Consider the following 24,288-nt stretch of genomic DNA (forward strand, 5'->3'; position numbering starts at 1 on the left):
CGCGTGGCGCGGGTCGAGCGCGAGGCAGGGGGGGAGTGTCTTTGCTCGGGTCATTTTGGAAAACCGGGTGCCGCTGAGCAGCGTTGCCAAACTATCAGGAATCGAGCCATAAATGCTCTTGATAACAGCATGTAATACGCTATAAATTGCTTTCATACTCGCCTGATCGACGTTGTCCTCGGAGGGTTCTCGCTTGGCCCACGCTCGAAGCCCGTCATGGCTCGACCTGATCGTTGAAAAATCCGCGCCGCCGAGCCTGCCCAAGCGCGAGCCCGACCCGCTGCCCGTGCGGCGGCGCTGGCGGCATGATCCGCGCTTTGTCGTCGCCCCGGCCGCCGCGCACGACCCCGAGCGTTTGGATGTGCGACTTGTCATCGGTGCCGGATCGGTCTAGGCTTCACGGCAAAGGCAAGCACGCTGCCTGATGGCTCCCGCCGCCTCGACCGGGCATGTACGGTCGGACGGTTCGGTGAAACCCCCGGTCATCGGTGAGTGCGTTCGCCGCAAGTCCCCATCATTCCGAGCGACGGTGTTCCGGTCTCGGTGCAACGAACGACTGCACCCGATGGCCGCACCCGCCCCCATCCCCATCCAAAGCGAACCGCCCACCCTGGTCGACGAGCGCGCCCGTGTCTGGCGCACCCTCGCAGGGTTTGAAAACGGTGCCCCGTTCTGGCTCTTGCTGCGTTGCGCTCGCCTGCCCGCTGGCCGCGTGCGACACGCTCTGCGCCAACTTACCGCCGTCGGCGACGTGATCGCCAAATCTGAGCGCGGCGAAATTCGCTATTGCATCCGATAGAAACCATCTGGCCGCCGCTAGTCGCGCGCGCCGCTCCCGTGGAGTCTGCAAATGCAAACCTTCACCCCGATTTCCGAAACGCATCGCGCCTGCCGTCTGGCCGCGCAAAAGCTCCTGAACGCCGTCGACGACGCCTATGCCGCGCTGCCCGACGATGCCGTGCCTGACCTGGCGCGTGCCGATGCCATCGACAGCAAATTCGCCGAGGGCGAACATAAGATTTGGGCCCGCATCGAAGGCGACGCGCTGGGTTTGACCCTCTTCGAAGACCTCGCGCGGCATCTGCGCAACGGCGACGACGTTCGTTATACCGAGCATGAGCCCGCCCTAGCCGAAGCCGCACGCATGATCCGCGCCGCGCGTATGCATGGTGCCGTCGATCAAACCCGCGTCGACGCCGTAGCGAGTGACCTCGAGTCGTTCGTGAAAACGGGCCGGGCCGCGTTCGGCGCGCTGGCCGAAGACGTCAAACGCCTGTGTCTCGCGCGCGATCTGGCGCAGAGCAATCAACGCGGCAATTGGTTGCGTCGCGTTGCCCGCGCAAACCCGGACGCCGATCTATCGGGCCTGATTCGCGAGTGCGAGCGCAAGAGCGCCGCCGCGAAATTTGCCTACGCAACCGCGAACAGCAAGGGGGCGAAATGAGCTATCCACACGAGCAACGCGCCGTCGTCCAGCATGTCGGCGGTCTGCCTGTCACCGCCCAAGCGAAGCGCGTCACGTCGTCGACATCGTCACCAAGCGATGCGCGCGAACTGGTCGCCCTGCGTTCCGAACTTGACGAACTTTGGCGCGCCATCGGCAACGTCGCGCCATCTGACACGCCCGCTGATGCATACGGTGTGATTGAACGTCTCGACGCTCAGTTGCGCGCACTGTCATCGCGCTTGGATGCGCTCGAAAAGAACCCGCACATCGACAAGGTCGCGCGTGATGGGAACCGGTCAATCCGTACGGAATTCAACAAGTTCGCCGACGACATGCTCGACCTGCTCAAGAAGGCATTGGGTCGTATCGAAGGGATCGAAGCGGAAGTCTTGAAACAGCGCCGCACGATTGACGACACGATTCTCTCGACGGCGCGACAGCACGACGCGATGACGAGCATCGCCACGTGGCAAACGGATGCGGCGATGGCGCTACTCGTGAACGAAGCGCGCCTGTACGTGGCCCCGCACTGAACACGAAGTGCCCGACGAAGGGCGTCTCCGACGTCGGTTTTGTAGCGCATCAATCGGATGCACCTGTCGACCCGCCTCACGTTTGAGTCGAGCGGCATCAATGGAGAAACAAAATGTCATTTGGATGAACATCATGCAAGCAACTGCCATGAAGCAAATCGCCGACGCCCGTCACGCCCTACAGCGTGCGATTGACGAAGGCAACGACACCGAGGCCGACCGGCTCATGATCGAAGTCAAATCGTTACAGGATCAGGCCGACGCGCCGCCCGTCGCGAAGGCGCACCCCGTGTCGGTGCCCGCCACGCGCCCTGGTGCAAAGGTGCCCCCGGCCGTCGACCGTAGCGCGCCGCTCTGGCGCATGTTGACCGTTCGAACGATTGCCGCGATTGAGGGCAAGCCCGTCGGAGACGTGCTCGCGCAGCGTTACCCCGATCTGGCCCGCAAGGATGGAGACGCGGTGATGACCGTCATTCGTGCTGCGCAAGACCCGGCCATGACGAACGTCGCCGGCTGGGCGCAAGAATTGACGCGGCAGGTTCAGGCTGCCTATCTCGAAGAACTGGCCCGCGTCAGTGCGCTTGCGGCGTTGCCACTCGCTGACGAGAGTTTCGGCGGCGCGACAAGCATCACGGTTCCGACGCGCGACACGACGAGCGCAAGCCCGAACCTCGCCGCAACCTGGCGCAAAGAGGGCGACCCGATTCGCGTCGGCGCGGTCAAACTGCGCGGCGTGCGGATGACACCTTGCGCACCTGCCATCATTGGCTCATTCACGATGGAACTGCTCCGTCGCTCGACGCCGTCGATTGAACGCATTATTCGCGAAGCGATTTTGCTCGACAGCGCGACCGCGTTCGACACGAAATTTCTTTCGGCCGATGCCGAAGTTGTGGGCGTGTCGCCGGCCGGCGTTCTCTCGGGTTTGCCTGCTGCCAACACGTACGCGTCGACGGGTGCCACGCCTGCGCAAATCGTCGCCGATCTGAAAAAGGCGCTTGGTCTGCTACTACGCGCGGGGCTCGCGCCGGGTAACTTCTCCTGGCTCGTGAGTCCTTTCAACGCTGTGTCGCTGCAATTGCTCATCACCGCGACGGGCGCACTGCAATTCCCGACGATGGAAAGCGGACTGTTGCTCGGTGCGCGCGTGGTTGTCTCGCAGAACGTGCCAGACGCGGACGTCTTTCTGATCGACTGCGCGAGCGTTGCGCGTTCGTTGCCAGCGCCGGAATTCGACGTTTCGACCGAAGCCACGCTGCACGAAGAGAACGCGACCCCGCTGCCGATCATTGCGCAAGACTCGGTGCCGGCCGCCGTGCCGTCGTCGCCCGTGCGTAGCTTGTACCAAACGAACTCGGGTGCGGTTCGTGCTGTGTACGACGGGCTCGCATGGGCTGCGCTGCGTTCCGGGGCCGTGGTGCATGTGACTGACGTCGCCTGGTAATACCGTGCGTCCGAGGCGGCGCGCTGGCAGGCCGTCGCCTCATTTTTCACCCCGGGGTTTGTTTCGCGAGATTCACGGCCCCGGGCCTTTTTGAAGACGACGAATATGGACGACATCACCGAAGCGGCGAGGCTCGTCGCCGATCACGACCTATGGCTGATTCGCCTGTCGAGCAAGTCGCGCATGTGGTCGACGCTCGTGCCATGCCTGCGTGCCGGCCTAGATGACGCCGCCATCGTTCAGAACGCCTACTTCCAGTTGTATCGGCTAGAGCGAGTGGTAAACGAAATCCTCGACGAATATCCCCACCTGGAGCCGCAGGTCTCCGCCATTCTGCGTCGCATCTAGGATACCCCCTACCAAAGAGGGGCGGCGATGGGGCGTGTTGCCGGTATTCTGCCCCGGTCAACCTTCACCGATAGGGCCAAGTGCGATGAACGCCGTAGAAGCCATCCAACACGTACGAGATGTACTCTCTGAAACCAAGAAACGTGGCGTGGATGCTGTGCAAATAGAGGCCTTCGATAACTTTCTAGAGGACTTCAGCAAAGGTGCTCCAACGATGGGGGCTGAGGAAGCAAAGCGACGCACCACGGTGGACATTGAGCGTTGGAAGATTCAGAACACGTTTGAAGTAGAGATGTTCAAAGCCGTAATCGAGGCCGGACAAACAGCGCTTAGATCTGCACTGCTGATTAATGGGGGGGCCGCCGCTGCGCTGCTGGCGTTCCTCGGCAATTTACTAACGAAGACTCCATCGGCAAATAGCGGGACGCTTGTGTCCGGCGTAGGGTTTGCCTTGCTGATTTTTGTCTGTAGCCTCGGATCGGCGGGGGTGGCTTCCGGCTTCCGATATCTCTCACAGTTTTGCTATGCACACCAAAATGGTGACTGTGCGAATAGTTGGATTGCTGCAGGACACGTAATGAACTTCACATCTGTTGCTCTTGGTGTGGCGTCCTTCGGCGGATTTTTTTGGGGTGGCTACATGGCATATCGATCGCTCATTGCGATGTAGTACCACAGCATTCTCGCGAGCGGAGGTTAGGCATGGTCAACAGAACGTCACAGATGGATGGTGGAGCGGAAGGTGACCCCCCCGAGGGTCACAGATGGCTAAAGGTTAATGGGGTCGTCGTCGGCACAGTACCTATCACCGGTGATCCCGAAACGGATCTGATAGTCGCGAGAGAATTCCTCGACAAGCGTGGCTTACGGCCTCCGCCGCCCACGAAAGTGCAGAGCATGTTTCGGCAGGCGATTGCGTTTGCCACCGTCTCACGAGACTGCCATGCCATGTTGAATCGACAACCACGTAACCCTGTGTATGCAGCGCCGTTCGTGGTCAACATTGCCTTTTCGATTGAACTGTATCTAAAGACTCTTGCCGAGGCTCACGGTGTTACCCCTTGGGGACACGACCTTATGAAACTCTATGAGGGCTTGCCCGGCGCCGCTCTTGCCGCCTTAAGCAAGGTGACTCCCCACGCGGCGCAAAGCGAGGGACTAGCCGAGACGTCCGATGTTGGCGACGTTCTGGCCAACCTCAGGACGGCTTTCGTTGATTGGCGGTACGTGTACGAAAAGGAAAGCACTGAGATGGTTCACATCCCAAATGCGATTTTTGTAGCACGAGCCCTGCATGAGGCGTGCTTGGCCTCCGGCATCAAATAGAGCACTGCCTAGCCCACACCGCGTCGCCAGAATCGAATTGCCGGTCCCGGGACGACCCATGGTAGCCCCTGACCCCGTTCGACGATTTTTTTGGCACTCTACGGGGCATTCCAGACGCCGGAACCGAAGTTTGGGCCCCGGCCGTCCCGACGTTGCAAGCGGCAATGGCCGCACCGTCGAGGGCGACGTAGTGGGCGGAATCGAAATTGAGCGTGGCACCCGTACGTCGTGCGAGGGAGGCCGGCGCGCGCCCCATATTGATACCAAATTCGATACCAAAAATCCCGCAACCCGCTTCAGAAAAGGGATTGGCGGTTATTGCCCATGCAACACATCAAAATGGCGTACTTTTTCATCGGCGCGATTCTACCGCCTGCCGACTGACGCCGAAACGACTTCGCCCGGTCAGAGTTGCTCGGCGATCGCCTTGCCACGCGCGAATCCGGCCGCCTCGGCTTCTTCGGGCGTTCCGTACCGCTCGGAGGGTGGCGCTGTTTCCACCATCGTGCTGGCAGCGCGGATATTCGTGCCCTTGCGGCACACCCGCACCGTGTATTCCCATGCGATCGGTGAACGGGGTTTCACCAGCACCTGAATCTCGTGCGTCTCGAAAACCCTCTTCTTCCACTCACTGCTATAGGCCATTGCCTGTCTCCTGCGACCTGCGCTTCCGGATGCTTCGCCTTGCCGGCCCGTCAGTTCACTTCACCGGCGTCGATCGTACGCATGGCTTCGGCTTCCGCCAGGGCAAGCGCAGCCTCGGGCGAATGCGCCGTGCCGGTTTCCGTCTCGAAAGTCGGGCCGCCGGGCTCGCCGAACGCGTCGGCAATCGTCAATACCCCGGCAAACCCACCGCCCGCGTGCGGGACTGCACGGGCCACTACCGCATAACCACCATATTCGAACTGACTCACCATGGCGTGCTCCTTGTCCGTGATCCGGCGTCTCCGCCCCAACCACTATAGGATGCCGGCGATACGTCGTGGCTCGGGGTGATCCCCGATCGACCTCTTACGCGGACGGCGGCAGGAGATGATCGCCTTCGGCTCCGGCCCCGAACACCTGCGTCCGCAGCTTCGCGAGCTGATCGCGCACCTGGGCCGCCTTTTCGAACTCCAGGTTCTTGGCGTGGTCGAGCATCTGCTTCTCCAGCCGCTTGATCTCCTTGGCCACCTGCTTTTCGCTCATGTCCTCGTACCTGGCCCGCTCGGCGGCGGCCGTCAGTTCGGCCTTGACGTCGTCGGCGTTGTAGACCCCGTCGATGATGTCCTTGATGCGCTTGACCACGCCTCGCGGCGTGATGCCGTTGGCCTCGTTGAAGGCCATCTGCTTCTCGCGGCGACGCTCGGTTTCCCGGATCGCCACCTTCATCGAGTCGGTCATGCGGTCGCCATACAGGATGGCCGTGCCATTGACGTTACGCGCGGCGCGCCCGATGGTCTGGATCAGGGAACGCTCGGCGCGCAGGAAGCCCTCCTTGTCCGCATCGAGGATCGCCACCAGCGACACCTCGGGGATATCGAGCCCCTCGCGCAGCAGGTTGATGCCCACGAGCACGTCGAACGTGCCAAGCCGCAGATCGCGAATGATTTCCACGCGCTCGACGGTATCGATGTCCGAATGCAGGTAGCGGACCTTCACGCCGTTTTCCGAAAGGAACTCGGTCAGTTGCTCCGACATGCGCTTGGTCAGCGTGGTCACCAGTACACGTTCGTTGACCTTGACCCGCTGATGGATTTCCCCAAGCAGGTCGTCCACCTGCGTCGTGGCGGGCCGCACCTCGATCACCGGGTCGACCAGACCCGTCGGCCGCACCACCTGCTCGACCACCTGCCCCGCGTGCTCCTTCTCGTAGTTCGCCGGCGTGGCTGTCACGAACACCGCCTGGCGCATCTTGCGCTCGTACTCGTCGAACTTGAGCGGTCGGTTGTCCAGCGCCGAGGGCAAGCGGAAGCCGTACTCGACCAGCGTGGTCTTGCGCGCGCGGTCACCGTTGTACATGCCGTTTAACTGACCGATCAGCACGTGGGACTCGTCCAGGAACATCAGCGCGTCTGGCGGCAGATAGTCAACCAGCGTCGGCGGCGGCTCGCCCGGCTTCGCGCCCGACAGATGGCGCGAATAGTTCTCGATGCCCTTGCAGAAGCCCAGTTCGGTGAGCATCTCCAGATCGAACCGCGTACGCTGCTCGAGCCGCTGCGCCTCCACGAGGCGGTTCTCCTTGTAGAAGAAATCCAGCCGCTCGCGCAGCTCCACCTTGATGTCCTCGATCGCGCGCAGCACTGTTTCGCGCGGCGTCACGTAGTGGCTCGAGGGATAGACCGTGAAACGCGGAATCTTCTGGCGCACGCGGCCGGTCAGCGGATCGAAGAACTGCAGCGAATCCACCTCGTCGTCGAACAGTTCGACGCGCACCGCCATCTCGGCATGCTCGGCCGGAAAGATGTCGAGCGTGTCGCCGCGCACGCGGAACGTGCCGCGCTGGAAGTCGGTCTCGTTGCGCGTGTACTGCATCGCGATCAGGCGGGCGATGACATCGCGCTGGCTGATCTTGTCGCCAGTACGCAGCGTCAGGATCATCTGGTGGTATTCGCTCGGATTGCCGATACCGTAGATCGCCGACACCGTTGCGACGATGATCGTGTCGCGCCGCTCCAGCAGGCTCTTGGTCGCCGACAGCCGCATCTGCTCGATATGCTCGTTGATCGACGAGTCCTTTTCGATGAACAGGTCGCGCTGCGGCACGTAGGCCTCGGGCTGGTAGTAGTCGTAGTAGCTGACGAAATACTCGACCGCATTGCGCGGGAAGAACTCCCGGAACTCAGAATACAGCTGTGCCGCCAGCGTCTTGTTTGGCGCGAAGACAATGGCCGGCCGGCCCATCCGGGCGATCACGTTGGCCATCGTGAAGGTCTTGCCGGAGCCGGTCACGCCCAGCAGCGTCTGGTACGACAGGCCGTCCTCCACGCCCTCCACCAGTTGGCGGATCGCCTCCGGCTGGTCGCCCGCCGGCGAATACGGCTGATAAAGCTGGAATGGAGACCCCGGAAACGTGACGAATTTGTCTTCATCCAGGGCGGGGGCGGCTTCAGCAAGGTTCGTCATAAACGTAGGGAAATACCTGAGGAAAACTGGCGGATACGCTAGAATCTTGGGGTTGCGCGGCTTGGTTCAAGCACAGTCTGCCCGACGCTGCTGTCAGGTTCTGTCAGGAGTGTGTTCCAGGTTCCGCTGCAGCCACTGCGCAGTCGAAGCGATTCTACGCCCTCCGTTTTGTTACACAGCTGACCACGAGATTCCAAATGAGTTTGTTTTCTGCCGTCGAGATGGCCCCGCGCGACCCGATCCTGGGCCTGAATGAAGCGTTCAATGCCGATACCCGCGCCACCAAGGTGAACCTGGGCGTTGGCGTGTACTTCACCGACGAAGGGAAAATTCCGCTGCTGCGCGCCGTGCAGGAGGCCGAAAAGGCCCGCCTGACGACCGCCACGCCGCGTGGCTACCTGCCGATCGAAGGCATCGCCGCCTATGACCAGGCCGTGCAAACCCTGCTGTTCGGCAAGGAATCGGCCCTGATCTCCGAAGGCCGCGTGGTGACGGCTCAGGCACTCGGCGGCACCGGCGCCCTGAAGATCGGCGCCGACTTCCTGAAGCGCCTGTACCCGAACGCATCGGTCGCGATCAGCGATCCGAGCTGGGAAAACCACCGCGCGCTGTTCGAAGCCGCCGGTTTCCCCGTGATCAACTACGCCTACTACGACGCTGCCAGCCACGGCCTGAACTTCGCCGGCATGGTGGAATCGCTGAAGTCGTACCCGGCCAACACGATCGTCGTGCTGCACGCCTGCTGCCACAACCCGACCGGCGTGGACCTGGACGAAGCCCAGTGGAAGCAGGTCGTGGAACTGGTCAAGGAACGTAACCTGATCCCGTTCCTGGACATGGCCTACCAGGGCTTTGCCGAGGGCATCGAGCCGGACGGCGCCGCTGTGCGCCTGTTCGCGGAGTCGGGCCTGCCGTTCTTCGTTTCCAGCTCGTTCTCGAAGAGCTTCTCGCTGTACGGCGAGCGCGTTGGCGCGCTGTCGATCGTGACCACGGGCAAGGAAGAAGCGCAGCGCGTGATGTCGCAGATCAAGCGTGTCATCCGCACGAACTACTCGAACCCGCCGACCCACGGCGGCACCGTGGTGGCCACCGTGCTGAACAGCCCGGAACTGCGCGCCATGTGGGAGCAGGAACTGGCCGAAATGCGCGACCGCATCAAGCTGATGCGCCATGCCCTGGTCGACAAGCTGGCCGCCAAGGGCGTGCCGGGCGACTTCTCGTTCGTGAAGGCCCAGCGCGGCATGTTCTCGTACTCGGGCCTGACCTCGGCCCAGGTGGACCGCCTGCGCAACGAACACGGCATCTACGCCGTGAGCACCGGCCGCATCTGCGTGGCAGCGTTGAACAGCCGCAACATTGACGCCGTGGTGAACGCGATCGCCGCCGTCTACTAAACCGGCGACATCGAACGGGCGCCGCACCAAAATGCGGCATCCGGCAGCGAAAGGCGACCTGGAGGCCACTCCGGTCGCCTTTTTCTTTGGGCGCTCGGAAATGTCATCTGGAATATAGGCAAATGCCCTATTGTCTTCCCCACTTGCAGGTACAACGATGAGGTTTATGCTGCAAAGCACGATCGTTCTATTCCGTGCATAATCGGTTGCACGACATCCGTTGGCGACAAGAAAGGCTAGACAGGTACCCCCATGCTTTATCAACTGCATGAATTCCAGCGCACGATGCTGAACCCGCTTACCGCGTGGGCCCAAGCGACTGCAAAGACATTTACGAACCCCCTCAGCCCCCTTTCACTGGTCCCCGGCGCCCCTCGGCTGGCAGCAGGCTACGAACTGCTGTACCGATTGGGAAAAGCCTACGAAAAGCCGGAATTCAACATCAAATCCGTCCGTTCGAATGGCCGCGACATTCCGATCGTCGAACAAACCATCCTGGACAAGCCGTTCTGCAAGCTGGTGCGCTTCAAGCGCTATGCGGACGATCCGGACACCATCAAGCTGCTCAAGGACGAGCCGGTCGTGCTGGTCTGCGCGCCGCTGTCCGGCCACCACTCGACGCTGCTGCGCGATACCGTGCGCACTTTGCTGCAGGACCACAAAGTCTATGTGACCGACTGGGTGGACGCCCGCATGGTGCCGGTGGAGCATGGCGAGTTCCATCTGTCCGACTACATCCGTTACATCCAGGAGTTCATCCGCCACATTGGCGCGGAGAACCTGAATGTGATCTCGGTGTGCCAGCCGACCGTGCCGGTGCTTGCCGCGATCTCGCTGATGGCGTCGGCAGGTGAGAAGACCCCGCGCACCATGACGATGATGGGTGGCCCGATCGACGCGCGAAAGAGCGCAACGGCGGTCAACTCGCTTGCCACCAACAAGTCTTACGAGTGGTTCGAGAACAACGTCATCTACACGGTGCCGGCCAACTACCCGGGCCACGGCCGCCGCGTCTATCCGGGCTTCCTGCAGCACGCCGGCTTCGTGGCGATGAACCCGGACCGCCATGTGTCGTCGCACTATGACTACTACCTGAGCCTGGTCCAGGGCGGGTCTGACGACGCCGAGGCGCACGTCAAGTTCTATGACGAGTACAACGCCGTGCTCGATATGGCGGCCGAGTACTACCTCGAGACGATTCGCACGGTGTTCCAGGAATTCCGCCTGGCCAATGGCACGTGGGTCGTCGACGGCGAGCCGGTGCGTCCGCAGGACATCAAGAGCACTGCCCTGCTGACGATCGAAGGCGAGCTCGACGATATCTCGGGCGCCGGCCAGACCGCCGCCGCGCACGACTTGTGCACCGGCATCGCGAAGACCCGCAAGCAACACCTGACCGCCGAGAAATGCGGCCACTACGGGATTTTCTCGGGCCGCCGCTGGCGCGATAGCGTCTACCCGGAACTGCGCGATTTCATCCGCAAGTACCGCGCCTGACGTCGCGCGTCGCACCAAAGTCAAACGCCCGCGAGTTTTCGCGGGCGTTTTTTTATCTGCCGATGCCGGCGCCAGCTCCAGCGCTTCAGCGCTTCAGGTACGACAGCAGCATCTCGGTATGCAGATCGGCAAAGCGATCGTGCTCCTCCTCCGAGGCCACGTCCCGGCCGATCACGGCACTGATCGTGTAACGATTCGACAGCACGTAATAGCCGAGCGCCGAGATGGTCAGATAGAACTGCGGCACGTCGATGTCATCGCGGAACAGGCCCTGCTTCTGGCCACGCTTGATGATGTCGGCCAGCACGTCGACCACCGGGTTGACGAGCTGATGCAATTGCGCGGACTTCTTCAGGTGCCGCGCCTCGTGCAGGTTCTCGCTGTTCACCAGCCGGATGAATTCCGGATGCTGGTAATACCAGTCCCAGACGAAGCGTGCCAGCGTGCGGACGGCGGCAACCGGGTCTTCGTCGGTGATGTGGAGACGCTCCTCGTCCGCGCGAAACTCCGCATACTGCTTTTCGAGCACAGCAAGGAACAAGCCCTCCTTGCTGCCGTAGTAGTAATAGAGCATCCGCTCGTTGGTCTCGGCACGGCGTGCGATCTGGTCGACGCGCGCGCCGGCCAGCCCGCCCTTGGCAAACTCCTCCGTGGCCGCAGCCAGAATGCGCCGGCGCGTGCCCTCGGGGTCCCGCTTGGTTCTTGGCTCGTTTGACATGAATTCCTGGTCTGTGAGTTGCGCGGATTATGGCACACAGCAATGTTGCGTCGCCCTGCTCCTCCCCCGAACAGGTGACGCAGCGCATCATCGCTTTTTCTGGCCCGCGACGAAATCGGGGATAATCCTTGCCGCGCACACGCTCGCCAGAAGCGTGCCAGATTCCAGCCGTCCCTCGATATACGTTTTGCAGTCGTGACTACCACCCCCTCAGCCGCCGCCAGCCTGGCGGATCGCCTTGAAGCCCTGCTGCCACAAACCCAATGCACCAAGTGCGGGTTCGATGGCTGCCGCCCCTACGCCGAAGCCATGGCGCGCGGTGAAGCGGCAAGCAATCGTTGCCCCCCGGGCGGCGCCGAAGGCATCGTGCGGCTGTCAGCGGTGCTCGGCGTCGCGCCACAGCCGCTCGACCCGGAACGCGGCGTGGAGCAACCCCGCGCGGTCGCCCGGATCGAAGAATCGCTCTGTATCGGCTGCACGCTGTGTATCCAGGCCTGCCCAGTCGATGCCATCGTCGGTGCACCCAAGCAGATGCACACCGTCCTGCCAGACTGGTGCACGGGCTGCGACTTGTGCGTGACGCCCTGCCCAGTCGACTGCATCGAGATGATTCCGGTCACCGGCGAGCAAACGGGATGGGCTGCGTGGTCACAGGAGCAGGCCGACGCGGCACACGCGCGCTACGCCGCGCGCGGCGTGCGGCTGGTGCGGGAGCGCGAGGAAAACGATGCGCGGCTGGCTGCCAAGGCCGCCGCCAAACTCGAGGCGCTGCAGGCCGAGCCCGTCGCCAACACCGCGGAACAGGAAGCCCAGGCGCGCAAGAAGGCGATCATCCAGGCGGCCATTGAACGCGCGCGACAGAAGCAGGCTGCGGCCCGGCCGCTCAACACCGAGAACGTTTCGCCGGCCGTCCAGGCGCAGATCGACGCTGCCGAAGCACGGCGGGCAAAGCTTGGCATGACAACGCACGAACCGGCCGGTGAGCAGGGCAATAAACAGGAAAACAAGCAGGACAACAACAACCCTTCGACATGAACTCCGCCAAGTGCCGCGCCATCTTCGAAACCCTGCGTGAGGTCAATCCGACGCCGACCACGGAGCTGGAGTACAGCTCGCCGTTCGAATTGCTGATCGCGGTGCTGCTCTCCGCGCAGGCCACCGATGTCGGCGTCAACAAGGCCACGCGCCTGCTGTTCCCGGTTGCGCATTCGCCGCAGCAGATCCTGGCGCTTGGCGAGGCGGGCCTGATCGACTACATCAAGACGATCGGCCTCTATAAGACCAAGGCCAAGCACGTAATGGAAACGTGCCGCATTCTTGTGGAGAAGTACGACGGCAAGGTGCCGCCGGTACGCGAGGCGCTGGAATCGCTGCCCGGCGTCGGCCGCAAGACGGCAAACGTGGTGCTTAACGTTGCGTTCGGCCAGCCGACGATCGCCGTGGACACGCACATTTTCCGCGTATCGAACCGTATTGGCCTGGCGCCCGGCAAGAATCCCGATGCAGTGGAGCAGAAGCTGCTGAAGGTCGTGCCGAAAGAATTCCTGCACGATGCGCACCACTGGCTGATCCTGCATGGTCGCTACGTGTGCAAGGCGCGCAAGCCCGAGTGCTGGCACTGCGCGATCGAACCCCTCTGCGAGTTCAAGGAAAAAACGCCCGCGCCGAAGCAGTAGTCGGTATCCAGTTGCCGGTCGTCAGGAACGCTGACGATCCTTCAGCACCAGCGCCAGCTGCAGCGCCGTCGCCGCAACGGTATCGACATCGGGCGCATAGCCGTGACGGATCCAGTGAAGCGCCACATGAATGATGCCGCCAGCCACACCGGCCAGCAGCATCGGATCCGGCTCCTTGCCTTCCGGCATCAGCACACGCGCCAGCAGCCCGCCGAAATCGCGCAGCGAGAGGCCGAGCGCCTCATCCACCAGTTTGCTGACACCCCGGATCTCCACCAGAAAGACCCGCGCCGAGCGGGGCTCGCACTGCAGCGTGCCGAAGTAGGCACGCAATATCGCCAATGCGCGGTGCTCGCCATCGCCGCCGGCCGCTTCGCCGGCCAGTTCGATCTTCTGCAGCAACAGGTCCGTGACCGTTTGAAACGACGCCAGCAGCAAGGCCTCGCTGTTGGCGAATGACTCGTAGAAGTACCGCTCGGTAAGACCGGCTGCCTCGCAAACGGCCTTTACTGTCGCGTTCTGGTAGCCGCGCTCGCCATAGACTTGTACGGCCGCGGCAATCAGTTGCCCACGGCGCTGGGCGCGCCGTTCTTCGGCTTCGGCGCCGCGGTAGCGGCGCGCGGGAGAGAGCTCGGTAGTCATGGGCGCCATTATGACATTCCCTATTGTCAGATTGCTTCTGACAACCTATGTTGTCAGAAATGCCACTGATCCGGGTTCCCGTCATGACCGCCCCTACTCCTGATGACGCAGTCCTTGATGTTCTGATCGTCGGCGCCGGCCTGTCCGGTATCGGCGCCGCCCGACAATTGCAGGACCGCTGCCCCGGCAAGCGCTACGCCATCCTGGAAGCCCGGCAGGCCATGGGCGGTACCTGGGATCTGTTCCGCTACCCGGGCATCCGCTCCGACTCGGACATGTACACCCTGGGGTACCGCTTCAAGCCCTGGAGAGGCGCCAAGGCAATTGCCGATGGCCCGTCGATCCTCTCGTACATTCGCGAGACCGCCGACGAGGCGGGCATCACAAAGCACATCCGCTACGGGCACAAGGTGGTCAGCGCGGCCTGGGATAGCCGCGCCGCCTGCTGGACGATCGAGGCCGAGCGCACCGCCGATGGCAGCCGGGTCCGCCTGCGCTCGCATTTCCTTTACGTCTGCGCCGGCTACTACAGCTACGCGGAGGGACACCGGCCAACGTTTCCGGGCGAGGAGAACTTCCGTGGCCGCATGGTGCATCCACAGTTCTGGGACCCGTCGATCGACTATGCCGGCAAACGCGTGGTGGTAATCGGAAGCGGCGCTACGGCCGTCACGCTGGTACCGTCCATGTCGCAAACCGCGGCCCACGTGACGATGCTGCAGCGGTCGCCCACGTATATCGTCACGCGTCCCGGCCAGGATGCGATCGCTCACAAGCTGCGCCGGATGCTGCCTGAAGGGCTGGCCTATGCGGCCACGCGCTGGAAGAACGTGCTGCTGGGGATGTTCTTCTTCCAGCTTGCGCGCCGCAAACCCGAGAAGGTCAAGGCCCGGATGATCGGCATGGCGGCCGAGCAGCTTGCGCCCGGCTATGACGTCGACACCCATTTCACGCCGCGTTACAAGCCGTGGGACCAGCGCGTCTGCCTGGTGCCAGACGGCGACCTGTTCCGCGAGATCCGCGAGGGCCGCGCCTCGATCGTGACCGACACCATCGAGCGTTTCACCGAGGACGGCATCGTGCTGGCCTCGGGTCAGACCCTGCCGGCCGACATCGTGGTGATGGCCACCGGACTGAAGCTGAACATGCTGGGCGACATCGTCGTCACCGTGGATGGCGTGCCGCGCCGCCCGGCTGAGGCGATGGCCTACAAAGGCATGATGCTCAGCGATGTGCCCAATCTCGTGCTGGCCTTCGGCTACACCAATGCATCGTGGACGCTCAAGGCGGACCTGACCGCCGAATACGTCTGCCGGCTGCTGCGTTACATGGATCGCCACGGCTACCGCTCCGCCGCGCCACACGTTGACCCAACCGTGCAGACCATGCCATTCCTCGACTTCTCTTCGGGCTACGTGCAACGCGCCGCCAGCGTGCTGCCCCGGCAGGGCGACCGCCGGCCGTGGCGCGTCTACCAGAACTACTTCATGGATATGATGACCATTCGCCATGGCCGCATCGCAGATGGCGTGCTGCAGTTTGATAGACAAGGCACCGCGACCTTGCCGCAGGAAGATGCCCTGGCGGAGGTACAGTCGTGAACGCCCTGCTCTCCGTCATCGTCGCCGTCGTTGGGCTGCTGGTACTGATCGGCCTTGCGCTGTTCCTGTTCACGTGGCGCACCACCCGGAAGATCGAAGCCGCCTTGCCGCCGACCGGACGTTTCATTGACGTCCCTGGCGCGCAGTTGCATGTCGTCGAGCGCGGCACCGGCCCCGCTGTACTGCTGGTGCACGGCCTGTCCGGCCAGCTCGGCAACTTCGATTACGGGATGATCGAACCGCTTGCGCGCGATTTCCGGGTGGTGGCCATCGACCGGCCTGCCGCCGGATACTCGACGCGCGCGCCCGGCGCCGCTGCCGACCTGCCTGCGCAGGCCGACACGTTGGCTGCCCTGATCGACAAGTTGGGCCTCGACAAGCCACTGGTGGTCGGCCACTCGCTGGGTGGCGCGATTGCGCTGACCCTGGCGAGTCGCCACCCCGAGCGTGTGGGCGGCCTGGCCCTGATCGCCCCGCTGACGCATCCGCCCGAGCATATCTCGCCCGTGTTCGAGGCAATGACGATCCCGAGCGCATGGAAGCGAAAGCTGCTGGCGTGGACGCTGCTGATCCCGATGTCGATCAAGAATCGCGAGCAGGTCATGGACATCGTCTTCGGCCCGGACCGCGCGCCCGACGACTTCCCCACGCGCGGCGGCGGCCTGCTGGCATTGCGGCCGAGTCATTTCCTTGGCGCCTCGGAAGACCTGATCGGCGCAGCCTCGAGCCTGCCTGCCGTCGTGCCGCACTATGGCACGCTGCGGATGCCGATCCACGTCCTTTACGGCCGCGAGGACCGCATCCTCGACTACAAGCTGAACGGCGAGGCATTCGCCGCGAAGGTCCCTGGCGCCAGGCTGACATTGGTAAGCGGAGGGCATATGCTGCCAGTTACCGCGATCGATACCAGCGTGGATTTTGTCCGAAATGCGGCACTGCAACTGCGCGAGCCAGTGTCCGCCTGATCCGCCCGCCCGAAAATAGGAGCCCAACGATGGCCGCTTCGACCGGTTTCAACCCTTACAAGCGGGACTTGCCCACCGCCTTCGATGCCATCCGCAAACTGCTGGCGGACGGCCACGACACGGAGCAGGTCTTCCGCATCATGCGGGCGCTCAATGGCCCGAGCATGCCGAAGAACTACAGCCGGCTGCTGAGCACGCCGGAAGGCCGCCGCCTTGCTTACCTGCGCGAAGAACTGGCCGAGCGACTCTGCGATCCCGCATACATCGCCAGCTTTGCCCCGGGAACGGTCGGCGCGACGTACCGTGGTTTTCTCGAAAAGACTGGCTACAGCGCGGATGGGTTGGCGAAGGTCTCGAACCTGAACCAGGAACCGGTGGTCGAGGACGCGTATATGTGGTTCGGCCGGCGCACACGCGACATCCACGATATCTGGCACGTGCTGACCGGCTACCGTGCCGACGAAAGTCTCGGCGAGGCGGCGTTGGTCGCATTCAGCTATGCGCAGACTGGCGGCAAGGGTTGGGCCTTCATCGCGGTCGCCGCTGCCCTGAAGAGCTGGCGGCTGACCGGCAGCCTCGCGTTCGCGCGCGCCGTGCTCGAAGGCTACCGCCTGGGCAAGCGGGCGAAGTGGCTGCTGGCCGAAGATTACGATGCGCTGCTGAACGAGCCGATCGACGCGGCCCGGGAGCGGCTTGGCATCTCGGAAGCAAAGCGATACCTCGCCTGCAATCCGATGGAGGAATGGTCGGCCTGAGCCCCGGAGCCCCTGAGCCCTGAGCCGTCCACGCGCCAACAAAAAAGCGACCTCGATGGGTCGCTTTTTTGTTTCGGGTCGGCGGCGCGTCAGACGATGCGGCAGGCTTCGTCGAACGTCAGGCGCGGACCACGCGGGAACAGCTTGTCAGCCTCGCCATAGCCCAGGTTCACCAGGAAGTTGACCGCCCACTTGCCGTCGGGGAAGAACGTGGCGTTGAGCTTGTCGGCATCGAAACCGGCCATCGGGCCGCAGTCCAGACCCAGTGCGCGGGCGGCCAGGATGAAGTAGCCACCTTGCAGCGAGCTGTTCATCAGTGCGTCGCGGGCAATCTTCTCGTCGTTGCCGGCGTACCACGAACGCGCATCGGCGTGGGGGAACAGCTTCGGCAGCTGGTCGTGGAAGTTGCGGTCGAACGCGATGATCGCGGTCACCGGCGCCGAGCGGGTCTTGTCAGCATTGCCAGCCGATACGCACTCGACCAGGCGAGCCTTCTCGGCCGCCGACTTCACGAACACGATGCGTGCCGGCGAGCCATTTGCGGCGGTCGGACCGAATTTCATCGCTTCGTAGATCTGCTTCAGCAGCGCATCATCCACATGCTTGTCTTGCCACACGTTGTGGGTGCGGGCTTCAGTGAACAATTGTGCAAGGACTGCCTGATCGACGGATTTCATTGCGCGTTTTCCGGGTTCTGTGATGAAAGAAAGCGCGATTGTACCCAAGCGTCCGCCGTGCGCCCACAAGCGCTTTGACGAACCCGTTCAATTCCGTTCGTCGGAGGCCTTCAGTGGCGGCGTACCGCTGGCCCGGCGTGTCAGCCAGAGCACACCGGCGAGGATCAACCCGCCCCCGACGGCCTGGGTCGGGCCGATGTGTTCGCCGAGCAGCAAGGCGGCCAGCACCACGGTCACCACAGGCTCCAACGTCGACAGCATCGATGCCTTGGAGGCGCCGAGCCGCTGCAGTCCGGCGAAGAACGTCAGGATCGCGAGCACGGTCGATACCAGCGCGATGGCCACCAACGCCAGCCAGCCACCTGCGCTGACCGGAAACTGCGGCGGCACGCCAGCCCCAGCGCGCAAGAGCCCGAGCGTCACATAGACCAGTGCCGCCGCCGTACAGATCACCGTGGTCGTGGCGATGGCATTGACGCCTGCGGTCACGCGCGCGCCCACCACGATATAGATCGAATAGATCACCGCCGCGGCCACCCCAAGGGCGATGCCGAGCGAGCTGCCCTCGCCGCCCCCCACGGTCAAACCCGCGCCCACCGAGCAGAGCACCAGCGCGATCACCGTGGAAGTGGTCAGATGCTCCTTCAGGAAGACGGCGGCCAGGATCGTCACGAACAGCGGATAGAGATACAGCAGCAGCGCCACCAGGCTGGCCTGCGCGTAGTTCAACGCCGTGAAAAAGCAGTACGACTGGCTGACATAACCGATGCCGCCCATCGCCGCCAGCGCCAGCACGCGACGCCACGGCGGCAGGCTGATCCCCCTGGCACGCATCACGAAGCCCATCGCAATCGCGGCCAGCAGGAAGCGCACGGCCAGCAGGCCATAAACGTCCGCCCCCGCTGCATAGGCAAAGCGCGCGAAGATGGCCATGGCGCCGAAGGCGCTGGCGGAGAGCGCGATCAGCAACACGCCCGCGAGCTTGTCGCGGGCGTGGCCCAGGGTGCCGGAGGCGGATGCAGTCATCGGTGGCGAATCGGAAAAATGGCAGGGACTGAGGTTTGTTCGCGATGGGTTTGTTCGCGATAGTTTGTCAGCGTATTGAACGGCGGCGAACAAACTTCCGCATTCTACTAATGCGCGGGGCCCCGTCGGCAGAGCCGCGACCGCTGCACTACAATAGCGGCCATCATGTTCAATCCCTCAAGAGAAGAAGTCCGCCGGTTCTTCTGCGAAGCCTGGCAGAAGCGCGTCGCGGGCAACGTCCTCACGCCGCTTGAAGCGATCGCGGTCGACTGGATCGACCAGCATCCCGAGTACCAGTCCCTGCTGACCGATACTGAAGGCGCGCTTGCGCGCGACTACACACCGGAAGGCGGCCAGACCAACCCGTTCCTGCACCTGGCGATGCACCTGTCTATCTCCGAACAGGTCTCGATCGACCAGCCGCCCGGCATCCGCACCGCCTACGAGGCACTGAGCCGCCGGCTCGATTCGCCGCACGAGGCCCAACACCAGATCATGGAAGCGCTCGGCCAGATGCTCTGGAACGCGCAGCGCAATGGTATGCCGCCGGACGGGCAGGCCTACGTGGACGATATCCGACGCCGGGCCGCCGGCTGATCCGCACCCACCCGGTTTGGCCACGCCCCGTGGCTAACCATTCGTCACATGCCGCACGCGCCACACATGGTACGCTTGCGGGCATCGCAACTCTTGTCGCGTCCACGTCACCGGAGTGCTGTCGATATCCCGCCGGTGCGGCGCTTATTGCTCCCGATGCCACGTTACGTGTCAGGCCGTGTTGCACTTCCACGCACGGCCTTCCGCCTGCTGTTGCCTGCGCTGGCCTCGTCGGCCGTCCTGTTCCACGCCACGCCAGCCGCCGCCGCGGTATCCGTGTTGCAGCCACCGCGTGTCGTTGATGCCACTCAGCCGCTCACCCTGACCCTGCTGATCACCGGGGATCGGGACACGCGCCGCTATGCCGTGCCCGACACCCTCGAGGTGTCAGCCTCGGGAGACCTTGTGGCGCCGGCACCCATCACGCTCAGGCGTATCGGCAAGGGGCCAACCATCCTGAATCTGCGGCAAGGCGAGCACCAGACAGTCAGCTTCCGCGGGGAATGGCCTACGACATTGCGTGGAGTGGTCCGGCTGGACATCTCAGGGATCGATGCCGCGCCGGTCCTGATCACGCTGAACCAGGCGCCCGGCGCAAACCCGGCCACCGTTACTGCGCCAGTGGTCGCCGGCACGCCGGCCGAACCCAAGGCGGCCGTCGTGCCGGTCAGCGCTGGTCAGGTCACCCCGGTCGTATCGGCTGAGAATGTTCCCGCATCCACCCCAGCGCCAGCCGATCTGCGCGACGCGCAACGGCTTTCCTTCAACGAGCCGATGTACATCATGTTCGGCGCGCACGACGGGGCCAACGCCAAGTTCCAGCTCAGCTTCAAGTTCCGGATCTACGAGGGCAAGGATCCGGCGTCGAAGCGTTTCATCGACAACCTCTACTTCGCCTACACGCAGTTCTCTTTATGGGACCTGCACAGCGCCTCGAAGCCGTTCGAGGACACCAACTATCGTCCGAGCCTGTATTACTACCTGTCCGACACGGGTGTGAAGAACAGCGTGATCAGCCGGCTGTCGATCGCTTCGGGCTTCGAGCACGAGTCGAATGGCCGGGCCGGTGCCGACTCGCGCAGCATCAACACGCTGTTCCTCAAGCCGACGATGTACTTTGGCGACCAGAACGACTGGCACTGGCGCGTGGCGCCCAAGGTCTATGCGTACCTGGAGAAAAGCGAGAACGAGGACATCGCGCACTATCGTGGCTACATGGACCTGAACGTGGCCTACGGGAAGCCCGACTCATGGGAATTCGCCGCCACGCTGCGCAAGGGCACGCGGCAGATGTACGGTAGCGTCGACGCGCAGGCCTCTTACCCGCTTTCTCGCCTGATTCCGGGCACGGCTGGCTACCTGATGCTGGGCTACTTCTATGGCTATGGCGAAAGCCTGCTCAACTACAACCAGAAGACGCCCTGGCAGATCCGCCTGGGCTACGCGCTATCCCGCTAGCGGCTTGCCGCTGGCCTTGAGCCGCGCATTGCCCACGGCCGCCGAGAACTGCCCATGGCCGTGCCAGCCCGTGGCGCGGCCGAGCTTCTTGCCCTTGTGGAAGAACATGAACACGGGGATACCATGCAGGCCGAAGCGCCGCCCCAACTCGGGATGGGCATAGACATTGGCATGTAGCCAGCGCAGGTCGAGCGCGCGAATCGGTTCGGGATTGGCCAGGATCGCCTTCTTGGCCATCTCGCAGTTGAAGCAGTCCACACCCCAGAAGAACACGCAGACCAGATCGTCGCCAGCATTGGCGATTGCCGCGTCGATGTTCTCGCCATCGACTTCGGCCATGTCGAGCGCCTCGAACGCGCGGTGATCGAGGTGCGCCTGGTTTTCTTCGGACATTTCAATCGCTCCTGAAACGACAACGCCCGGCGCCAATGGCCCGGGCGTTTCGTACTGCCGTATGTGGACGACCCGCGCTCAGCGCGGCGCCGAGACGGTCACCAGCGCCGGGCGCAGCACGCGGTCGGCAATCATGTAGCCGCGTTGCAGCACGTTGACCACGGTGTTCGGTTCCTGCTCGGACGGCACCATCGAGATGGCTTGGTGGCGATGCGGGTCGAACTTCTCGCCCACTGGGTTCACTTCGACAATGCGACCACGTTCGAACGCGGCGGCCAGTTGGCGCGCGGTCAGTTCCACACCTTCGCGCAGCTTGCCGAGGTCACCGGTACCGTCGGCCAGCGCGGCCTGCAGGCTGTCCATCACAGGCACGAGGTTATCGGCAAAGCTCTCGATGGCGAACTTGTGGGCCTTGGCCACTTCGTCCTGCGAACGGCGGCGGATGTTCTCGCCCTCCGCCGTGGCGCGCAGGAACATGTCGAAGTGTTCCTTCGCCTTGGCTTCCAGTTCGGCCACCTGTTGCGTCAGGCGGACCACCTCATCGGCACCGGCTTCCGGCGTGCGGGCGGCGTCCTCGGCTGCCTGCGTATTGGGGGTTGGCGTCTGGTTCTGTTCTTCCATGTCGATTCGTATCAAAACAAAAGCACGGCCCGCTCTGGCGGCAGGCCATCGGGTGAGTCGGGTGTCAAACCGGCAAGTCTAGCTGCACTTGGTGTCAGTCCCCGATTTTTCAAGTGTGGAGGTTCAGAGACGCGGAAATACGTCGTTACAAAGCCTTGCCCGATGAAATCGAGCCGTCATTGCTTTGCTGCATCGCACACACTAAGATTCACTTAATAAAAAATGTCAAAAATAACGGGAGCAGAGAGGTGGATCATTTTGGTGCATCCTTCGGAAGGTTCGCCATGCACAAGCTGCCAGTCGTTACCCTTTGCCTGATTGCCGCGCTCTCGGCGATGACGGTCTTCATCTGCCTGTCCGACACGGTTGCCCCGCGCGACACCGAGTATGGCAGCGGCAAGGCCGTATTCAAGCATTACCTCGTCCAGTACGTCCGCTAACCCGCCACATTACGGCCAGCCGGAGCGCCCCGCCCCGGCTAGCCGCAACCGTCACCCCTTGAAGTCGTCGATTCTGCGCCGGTCGCGCTTGGTCGGTCGCCCGTGCATCTGCTCGGCCGGCTCGTGCTGGAAGCGCCGCCGTTCCGCGTCTGTCTGACGCCTGACCTGGCTTTCCTCGGTCTCCGCATAGAGCGTCTGGGCGACCGGCGCCGGCCCGCGTGACGCGGCCACGCCCTTGACCACCACCTCCCAGCGCTGCTGATGCGCCTCCAATATCAGGGTGTCGCCCGGCTTGACCTCGCGCGAGTTCTTGCAGGGCTGCCCGTTGACACTCACGCGGCCCCGCTCCACCGCCTCGGCAGCCAGCGAGCGCGTCTTGAAGAAGCGCGCGCACCAGAGCCATTTGTCGATGCGCAGCCGCGCATCGGGTTCGAAATCGACTTGCATGATTACCGTCCGTTACTGCCCGTGACTGCCATCACGGCCTCAGGCTCCCGCGCCACGCGCCTGCGCGCGGGAGCGTCTTGCTTCCAGTTCGTGGGGATGTGGAACATTGAGCGGCCACCCCTGCAAATGCTGCAACGCAATATCCGCCAATCCGGCGATCCACGCCTCGGCATCGTTGAGGCACGGGATGAAATGGAAATCCTGGCCGCCGGCCACGCGGAATTCCGACTGCCCCTCCATCGCGATCTCCTCGAGCGTCTCGATGCAGTCGGCGGGAAAGCCGGGACAGAACACGTCCACGCGCTGCGTCCCGACCTTGCCCAGTTCGGCCAGCGTTGGCGCTGTGTAGGGCTGCAACCACTCCGCCTTGCCAAAACGAGACTGAAACGTCACCTGATACTGGCCAGGCTGCAAACCCAGCGCCTCGCCGAGCAGACGACCGGTCTTCAGACACTCGCAGTGATAGGGATCACCCAGGTCCAGCAACCGGCGCGGAAGGCCGTGGAACGACAGGATCAGCTTGTCACCGCGCGCGAAGTCCGGCTTGCCATGCTGGGCCCAATAGCCGCCCACCTGCTTGTGCAGCGCAGAGATATACGCCGGGTGATCGTGGAAATGCTTGACCAGCCGTAACTCGGGCTGGTTGCGCCATGTCGACAGGACACGAAATGCCTCGTCGAAGGCGGTGGCCGTGGTCGTGCCGGAGAACTGCGGATACAGCGGCAGCAACAGGATCTGCTCGGTACCCTGCCGGCGCAGCGCTTCCATGACCGATTCGATCGACGGATTGCCATAGCGCATCGCACAGGCCACCGTTACGTCGTGACCCTGCTGCTGCATCAACAGTTGCAGCGCATGCGCCTGGCGCTCTGTATACACAAGTAGCGGCGACCCTGTCATATGCGCCTCGCGCAGCCAGATCGACTCGTACTTCATGGCCGACGCCCGCGAGCGGAACGGCAGGATCAGGCCGTGCAGGATCGGCAGCCAGGCCAGGCGCGGGATCTCTACCACGCGCGGGTCGGACAGGAACGCCTTCAGGTAGCGCCCCACCGCCTTAGGCGTGGGCGCGTCCGGGGTGCCGAGGTTGATCAGCAGGATCGCGGTGCGCGGCGGCTGGCCGTGCTGGTGTGCCGGTTCAGGCGAAAACGTCATAGGGTTTCCGTTGGGACTGCCGG

The 24,288-nt window shown here is 63.3% G+C and carries 28 protein-coding genes; 17 read left to right on the forward strand and 11 right to left on the reverse strand.

The annotated features are described in order from the left end of the window. The first annotated feature begins 193 nt into the window (after positions 1-193). The 7 genes from RN01_RS11810 (at position 194) to RN01_RS11845 (ending at position 5,098) form a co-directional block, all read left to right on the forward strand. On the forward strand, positions 194-394 hold the full coding sequence (locus RN01_RS11810) for a hypothetical protein (RefSeq protein WP_017515945.1): 201 nt from the start codon (positions 194-196) through the stop codon (positions 392-394). Between the two features lie 456 nt (positions 395-850). Further along, on the forward strand, positions 851-1,444 hold the full coding sequence (locus RN01_RS11820) for a hypothetical protein (protein ID WP_024569144.1): 594 nt from the start codon (positions 851-853) through the stop codon (positions 1,442-1,444). Then, positions 1,441-1,980 carry a hypothetical protein gene (locus RN01_RS11825; RefSeq protein WP_017515389.1) on the forward strand — a complete coding sequence of 180 codons (540 nt, stop codon included), beginning with the start codon at positions 1,441-1,443 and terminating at the stop codon, positions 1,978-1,980. The genes RN01_RS11820 and RN01_RS11825 overlap by 4 nt, the downstream gene beginning before the upstream one ends. Positions 1,981-2,080: 100 nt before the next feature. Then, positions 2,081-3,424: a phage major capsid protein gene (locus RN01_RS11830; protein WP_080672711.1), complete on the forward strand. Its 1,344-nt coding sequence runs from the start codon at positions 2,081-2,083 to the stop codon at positions 3,422-3,424. Positions 3,425-3,529: 105 nt separating this feature from the next. After that, complete coding sequence (locus tag RN01_RS11835; RefSeq protein ID WP_017515391.1) at positions 3,530-3,772, forward strand: hypothetical protein; 243 nt, start codon at positions 3,530-3,532, stop codon at positions 3,770-3,772. An 85-nt stretch (positions 3,773-3,857) separates the two neighbouring features. Then, entirely contained in the window at positions 3,858-4,442 is a 585-nt protein-coding gene (locus RN01_RS11840) for a hypothetical protein (RefSeq protein WP_024569143.1), read from the forward strand. Positions 4,443-4,474: 32 nt separating this feature from the next. Next, complete coding sequence (locus RN01_RS11845) at positions 4,475-5,098, forward strand: hypothetical protein (RefSeq protein WP_024569142.1); 624 nt, start codon at positions 4,475-4,477, stop codon at positions 5,096-5,098. Between the two features lie 405 nt (positions 5,099-5,503). On the opposite strand, the gene RN01_RS11850 is transcribed toward RN01_RS11845, so the two are convergent. From RN01_RS11850 to uvrB, 3 genes are all read right to left on the reverse strand, one after another. Further along, positions 5,504-5,743, reverse strand: coding sequence for a hypothetical protein (locus tag RN01_RS11850; protein WP_008649302.1), 240 nt, complete (start codon positions 5,741-5,743; stop codon positions 5,504-5,506). A 50-nt stretch (positions 5,744-5,793) separates the two neighbouring features. Next, positions 5,794-6,015 (reverse strand): hypothetical protein, encoded by a 222-nt coding sequence (locus tag RN01_RS11855; protein ID WP_008649303.1) that lies wholly within the window; start codon positions 6,013-6,015, stop codon positions 5,794-5,796. Positions 6,016-6,109: 94 nt separating this feature from the next. Next, positions 6,110-8,203 carry an excinuclease ABC subunit UvrB gene (gene uvrB / locus RN01_RS11860; RefSeq protein WP_024569141.1) on the reverse strand — a complete coding sequence of 698 codons (2,094 nt, stop codon included), beginning with the start codon at positions 8,201-8,203 and terminating at the stop codon, positions 6,110-6,112. A gap of 197 nt (positions 8,204-8,400) precedes the next feature. On the opposite strand from uvrB, the gene RN01_RS11865 reads away from it, so the two are divergent. Beyond that, a complete protein-coding gene (locus tag RN01_RS11865) occupies positions 8,401-9,597 on the forward strand; it encodes an amino acid aminotransferase (RefSeq protein ID WP_008649306.1) in 1,197 nt (398 codons plus the stop codon). Positions 9,598-9,849: 252 nt separating this feature from the next. Then, positions 9,850-11,094: a polyhydroxyalkanoate depolymerase gene (locus RN01_RS11870; RefSeq protein ID WP_008649308.1), complete on the forward strand. Its 1,245-nt coding sequence runs from the start codon at positions 9,850-9,852 to the stop codon at positions 11,092-11,094. An 85-nt stretch (positions 11,095-11,179) separates the two neighbouring features. Here RN01_RS11870 and RN01_RS11875 read toward each other — a convergent pair whose 3' ends face one another. After that, the gene (locus RN01_RS11875; protein WP_017514221.1) at positions 11,180-11,812 is read right to left on the reverse strand and encodes a TetR family transcriptional regulator; all 633 of its coding nucleotides are present in this window, start codon (positions 11,810-11,812) and stop codon (positions 11,180-11,182) included. A gap of 195 nt (positions 11,813-12,007) precedes the next feature. On the opposite strand from RN01_RS11875, the gene rsxB reads away from it, so the two are divergent. After that, positions 12,008-12,847 (forward strand): electron transport complex subunit RsxB, encoded by an 840-nt coding sequence (gene rsxB, locus RN01_RS11880; RefSeq protein ID WP_011515813.1) that lies wholly within the window; start codon positions 12,008-12,010, stop codon positions 12,845-12,847. After that, on the forward strand, positions 12,844-13,488 hold the full coding sequence (gene nth, locus RN01_RS11885; protein WP_017515297.1) for an endonuclease III: 645 nt from the start codon (positions 12,844-12,846) through the stop codon (positions 13,486-13,488). The genes rsxB and nth overlap by 4 nt, the downstream gene beginning before the upstream one ends. A 21-nt stretch (positions 13,489-13,509) precedes the next feature. Here the strand turns inward: nth and RN01_RS11890 are convergent, their stop codons facing one another. Next, positions 13,510-14,139, reverse strand: a complete 630-nt coding sequence (locus RN01_RS11890; RefSeq protein ID WP_008649315.1) for a TetR/AcrR family transcriptional regulator — start codon at positions 14,137-14,139, stop codon at positions 13,510-13,512. A 74-nt stretch (positions 14,140-14,213) separates the two neighbouring features. Here RN01_RS11890 and RN01_RS11895 point away from each other — a divergent pair, with 74 nt between their 5' ends. The 3 genes from RN01_RS11895 to RN01_RS11905 are packed head-to-tail and all read left to right on the forward strand — an operon-like array spanning position 14,214 to position 17,451. Next, positions 14,214-15,731, forward strand: a complete 1,518-nt coding sequence (locus tag RN01_RS11895; RefSeq protein WP_024569140.1) for an NAD(P)/FAD-dependent oxidoreductase — start codon at positions 14,214-14,216, stop codon at positions 15,729-15,731. After that, positions 15,728-16,696 carry an alpha/beta fold hydrolase gene (locus tag RN01_RS11900; RefSeq protein WP_024569139.1) on the forward strand — a complete coding sequence of 323 codons (969 nt, stop codon included), beginning with the start codon at positions 15,728-15,730 and terminating at the stop codon, positions 16,694-16,696. Before RN01_RS11895 ends, RN01_RS11900 begins: the two co-directional genes overlap by 4 nt. 29 nt (positions 16,697-16,725) lie before the next feature. Beyond that, positions 16,726-17,451: a Coq4 family protein gene (locus RN01_RS11905; RefSeq protein ID WP_017516073.1), complete on the forward strand. Its 726-nt coding sequence runs from the start codon at positions 16,726-16,728 to the stop codon at positions 17,449-17,451. 89 nt (positions 17,452-17,540) lie between these two features. On the opposite strand, the gene RN01_RS11910 is transcribed toward RN01_RS11905, so the two are convergent. Together RN01_RS11910 and RN01_RS11915 are read right to left on the reverse strand one after the other, a co-directional pair. Then, complete coding sequence (locus RN01_RS11910; protein ID WP_008649321.1) at positions 17,541-18,128, reverse strand: malonic semialdehyde reductase; 588 nt, start codon at positions 18,126-18,128, stop codon at positions 17,541-17,543. 87 nt (positions 18,129-18,215) lie between these two features. After that, positions 18,216-19,154 (reverse strand): DMT family transporter, encoded by a 939-nt coding sequence (locus RN01_RS11915; protein WP_024569138.1) that lies wholly within the window; start codon positions 19,152-19,154, stop codon positions 18,216-18,218. Positions 19,155-19,319: 165 nt separating this feature from the next. On the opposite strand from RN01_RS11915, the gene RN01_RS11920 reads away from it, so the two are divergent. After that, entirely contained in the window at positions 19,320-19,751 is a 432-nt protein-coding gene (locus tag RN01_RS11920; RefSeq protein WP_017514092.1) for a DUF1841 family protein, read from the forward strand. Between the two features lie 156 nt (positions 19,752-19,907). Further along, positions 19,908-21,209, forward strand: a complete 1,302-nt coding sequence (locus RN01_RS11925) for a phospholipase A (protein WP_024569137.1) — start codon at positions 19,908-19,910, stop codon at positions 21,207-21,209. Here RN01_RS11925 and RN01_RS11930 read toward each other — a convergent pair. Continuing rightward, entirely contained in the window at positions 21,198-21,602 is a 405-nt protein-coding gene (locus RN01_RS11930; RefSeq protein WP_017514090.1) for a co-chaperone YbbN, read from the reverse strand. The genes RN01_RS11925 and RN01_RS11930 overlap by 12 nt on opposite strands. Before the next feature lie 78 nt (positions 21,603-21,680). Further along, positions 21,681-22,223 (reverse strand): nucleotide exchange factor GrpE, encoded by a 543-nt coding sequence (gene grpE, locus RN01_RS11935; RefSeq protein WP_017514089.1) that lies wholly within the window; start codon positions 22,221-22,223, stop codon positions 21,681-21,683. Between the two features lie 284 nt (positions 22,224-22,507). Here grpE and RN01_RS32975 point away from each other — a divergent pair, with 284 nt between their 5' ends. Next, positions 22,508-22,663, forward strand: a complete 156-nt coding sequence (locus RN01_RS32975; protein ID WP_024569136.1) for a hypothetical protein — start codon at positions 22,508-22,510, stop codon at positions 22,661-22,663. Positions 22,664-22,714: 51 nt separating this feature from the next. Here the strand turns inward: RN01_RS32975 and RN01_RS11945 are convergent, their stop codons facing one another. Further along, the gene (locus RN01_RS11945) at positions 22,715-23,110 is read right to left on the reverse strand and encodes an RNA-binding S4 domain-containing protein (protein ID WP_017514088.1); all 396 of its coding nucleotides are present in this window, start codon (positions 23,108-23,110) and stop codon (positions 22,715-22,717) included. 39 nt (positions 23,111-23,149) lie between these two features. Next, on the reverse strand, positions 23,150-24,265 hold the full coding sequence (hemH, locus tag RN01_RS11950) for a ferrochelatase (RefSeq protein ID WP_024569135.1): 1,116 nt from the start codon (positions 24,263-24,265) through the stop codon (positions 23,150-23,152). Positions 24,266-24,288 lie beyond the last annotated feature (23 nt).

The organism is Cupriavidus sp. SHE (assembly GCF_000812445.1).
Classification (GTDB): Bacteria; Pseudomonadota; Gammaproteobacteria; order Burkholderiales; family Burkholderiaceae; genus Cupriavidus; species Cupriavidus metallidurans.

Bases quoted from the DNA above. Each gene is read 5' to 3' on its own strand.
- RN01_RS11930 (WP_017514090.1), bottom strand. From the start codon at position 21,602: ATGTCCGAAGAAAACCAGGCGCACCTCGATCACCGCGCGTTCGAGGCG.
- RN01_RS32975 (WP_024569136.1), top strand. From the start codon at position 22,508: ATGCACAAGCTGCCAGTCGTTACCCTTTGCCTGATTGCCGCGCTCTCG.
- RN01_RS11905 (WP_017516073.1), top strand. From the start codon at position 16,726: ATGGCCGCTTCGACCGGTTTCAACCCTTACAAGCGGGACTTGCCCACC.
- RN01_RS11890 (WP_008649315.1), bottom strand. From the start codon at position 14,139: ATGGCGCCCATGACTACCGAGCTCTCTCCCGCGCGCCGCTACCGCGGC.
- RN01_RS11830 (WP_080672711.1), top strand. From the start codon at position 2,081: ATGGAGAAACAAAATGTCATTTGGATGAACATCATGCAAGCAACTGCC.
- RN01_RS11875 (WP_017514221.1), bottom strand. From the start codon at position 11,812: ATGTCAAACGAGCCAAGAACCAAGCGGGACCCCGAGGGCACGCGCCGG.
- RN01_RS11920 (WP_017514092.1), top strand. From the start codon at position 19,320: ATGTTCAATCCCTCAAGAGAAGAAGTCCGCCGGTTCTTCTGCGAAGCC.
- grpE (WP_017514089.1), bottom strand. From the start codon at position 22,223: ATGGAAGAACAGAACCAGACGCCAACCCCCAATACGCAGGCAGCCGAG.
- RN01_RS11865 (WP_008649306.1), top strand. From the start codon at position 8,401: ATGAGTTTGTTTTCTGCCGTCGAGATGGCCCCGCGCGACCCGATCCTG.
- RN01_RS11840 (WP_024569143.1), top strand. From the start codon at position 3,858: ATGAACGCCGTAGAAGCCATCCAACACGTACGAGATGTACTCTCTGAA.
- RN01_RS11910 (WP_008649321.1), bottom strand. From the start codon at position 18,128: ATGAAATCCGTCGATCAGGCAGTCCTTGCACAATTGTTCACTGAAGCC.
- RN01_RS11945 (WP_017514088.1), bottom strand. From the start codon at position 23,110: ATGCAAGTCGATTTCGAACCCGATGCGCGGCTGCGCATCGACAAATGG.
- uvrB (WP_024569141.1), bottom strand. From the start codon at position 8,203: ATGACGAACCTTGCTGAAGCCGCCCCCGCCCTGGATGAAGACAAATTC.
- RN01_RS11925 (WP_024569137.1), top strand. From the start codon at position 19,908: ATGCCACGTTACGTGTCAGGCCGTGTTGCACTTCCACGCACGGCCTTC.
- RN01_RS11870 (WP_008649308.1), top strand. From the start codon at position 9,850: ATGCTTTATCAACTGCATGAATTCCAGCGCACGATGCTGAACCCGCTT.
- RN01_RS11820 (WP_024569144.1), top strand. From the start codon at position 851: ATGCAAACCTTCACCCCGATTTCCGAAACGCATCGCGCCTGCCGTCTG.
- RN01_RS11850 (WP_008649302.1), bottom strand. From the start codon at position 5,743: ATGGCCTATAGCAGTGAGTGGAAGAAGAGGGTTTTCGAGACGCACGAG.
- RN01_RS11855 (WP_008649303.1), bottom strand. From the start codon at position 6,015: ATGGTGAGTCAGTTCGAATATGGTGGTTATGCGGTAGTGGCCCGTGCA.
- RN01_RS11845 (WP_024569142.1), top strand. From the start codon at position 4,475: ATGGTCAACAGAACGTCACAGATGGATGGTGGAGCGGAAGGTGACCCC.
- RN01_RS11915 (WP_024569138.1), bottom strand. From the start codon at position 19,154: ATGACTGCATCCGCCTCCGGCACCCTGGGCCACGCCCGCGACAAGCTC.
- RN01_RS11895 (WP_024569140.1), top strand. From the start codon at position 14,214: ATGACCGCCCCTACTCCTGATGACGCAGTCCTTGATGTTCTGATCGTC.
- hemH (WP_024569135.1), bottom strand. From the start codon at position 24,265: ATGACGTTTTCGCCTGAACCGGCACACCAGCACGGCCAGCCGCCGCGC.
- RN01_RS11835 (WP_017515391.1), top strand. From the start codon at position 3,530: ATGGACGACATCACCGAAGCGGCGAGGCTCGTCGCCGATCACGACCTA.
- nth (WP_017515297.1), top strand. From the start codon at position 12,844: ATGAACTCCGCCAAGTGCCGCGCCATCTTCGAAACCCTGCGTGAGGTC.
- RN01_RS11825 (WP_017515389.1), top strand. From the start codon at position 1,441: ATGAGCTATCCACACGAGCAACGCGCCGTCGTCCAGCATGTCGGCGGT.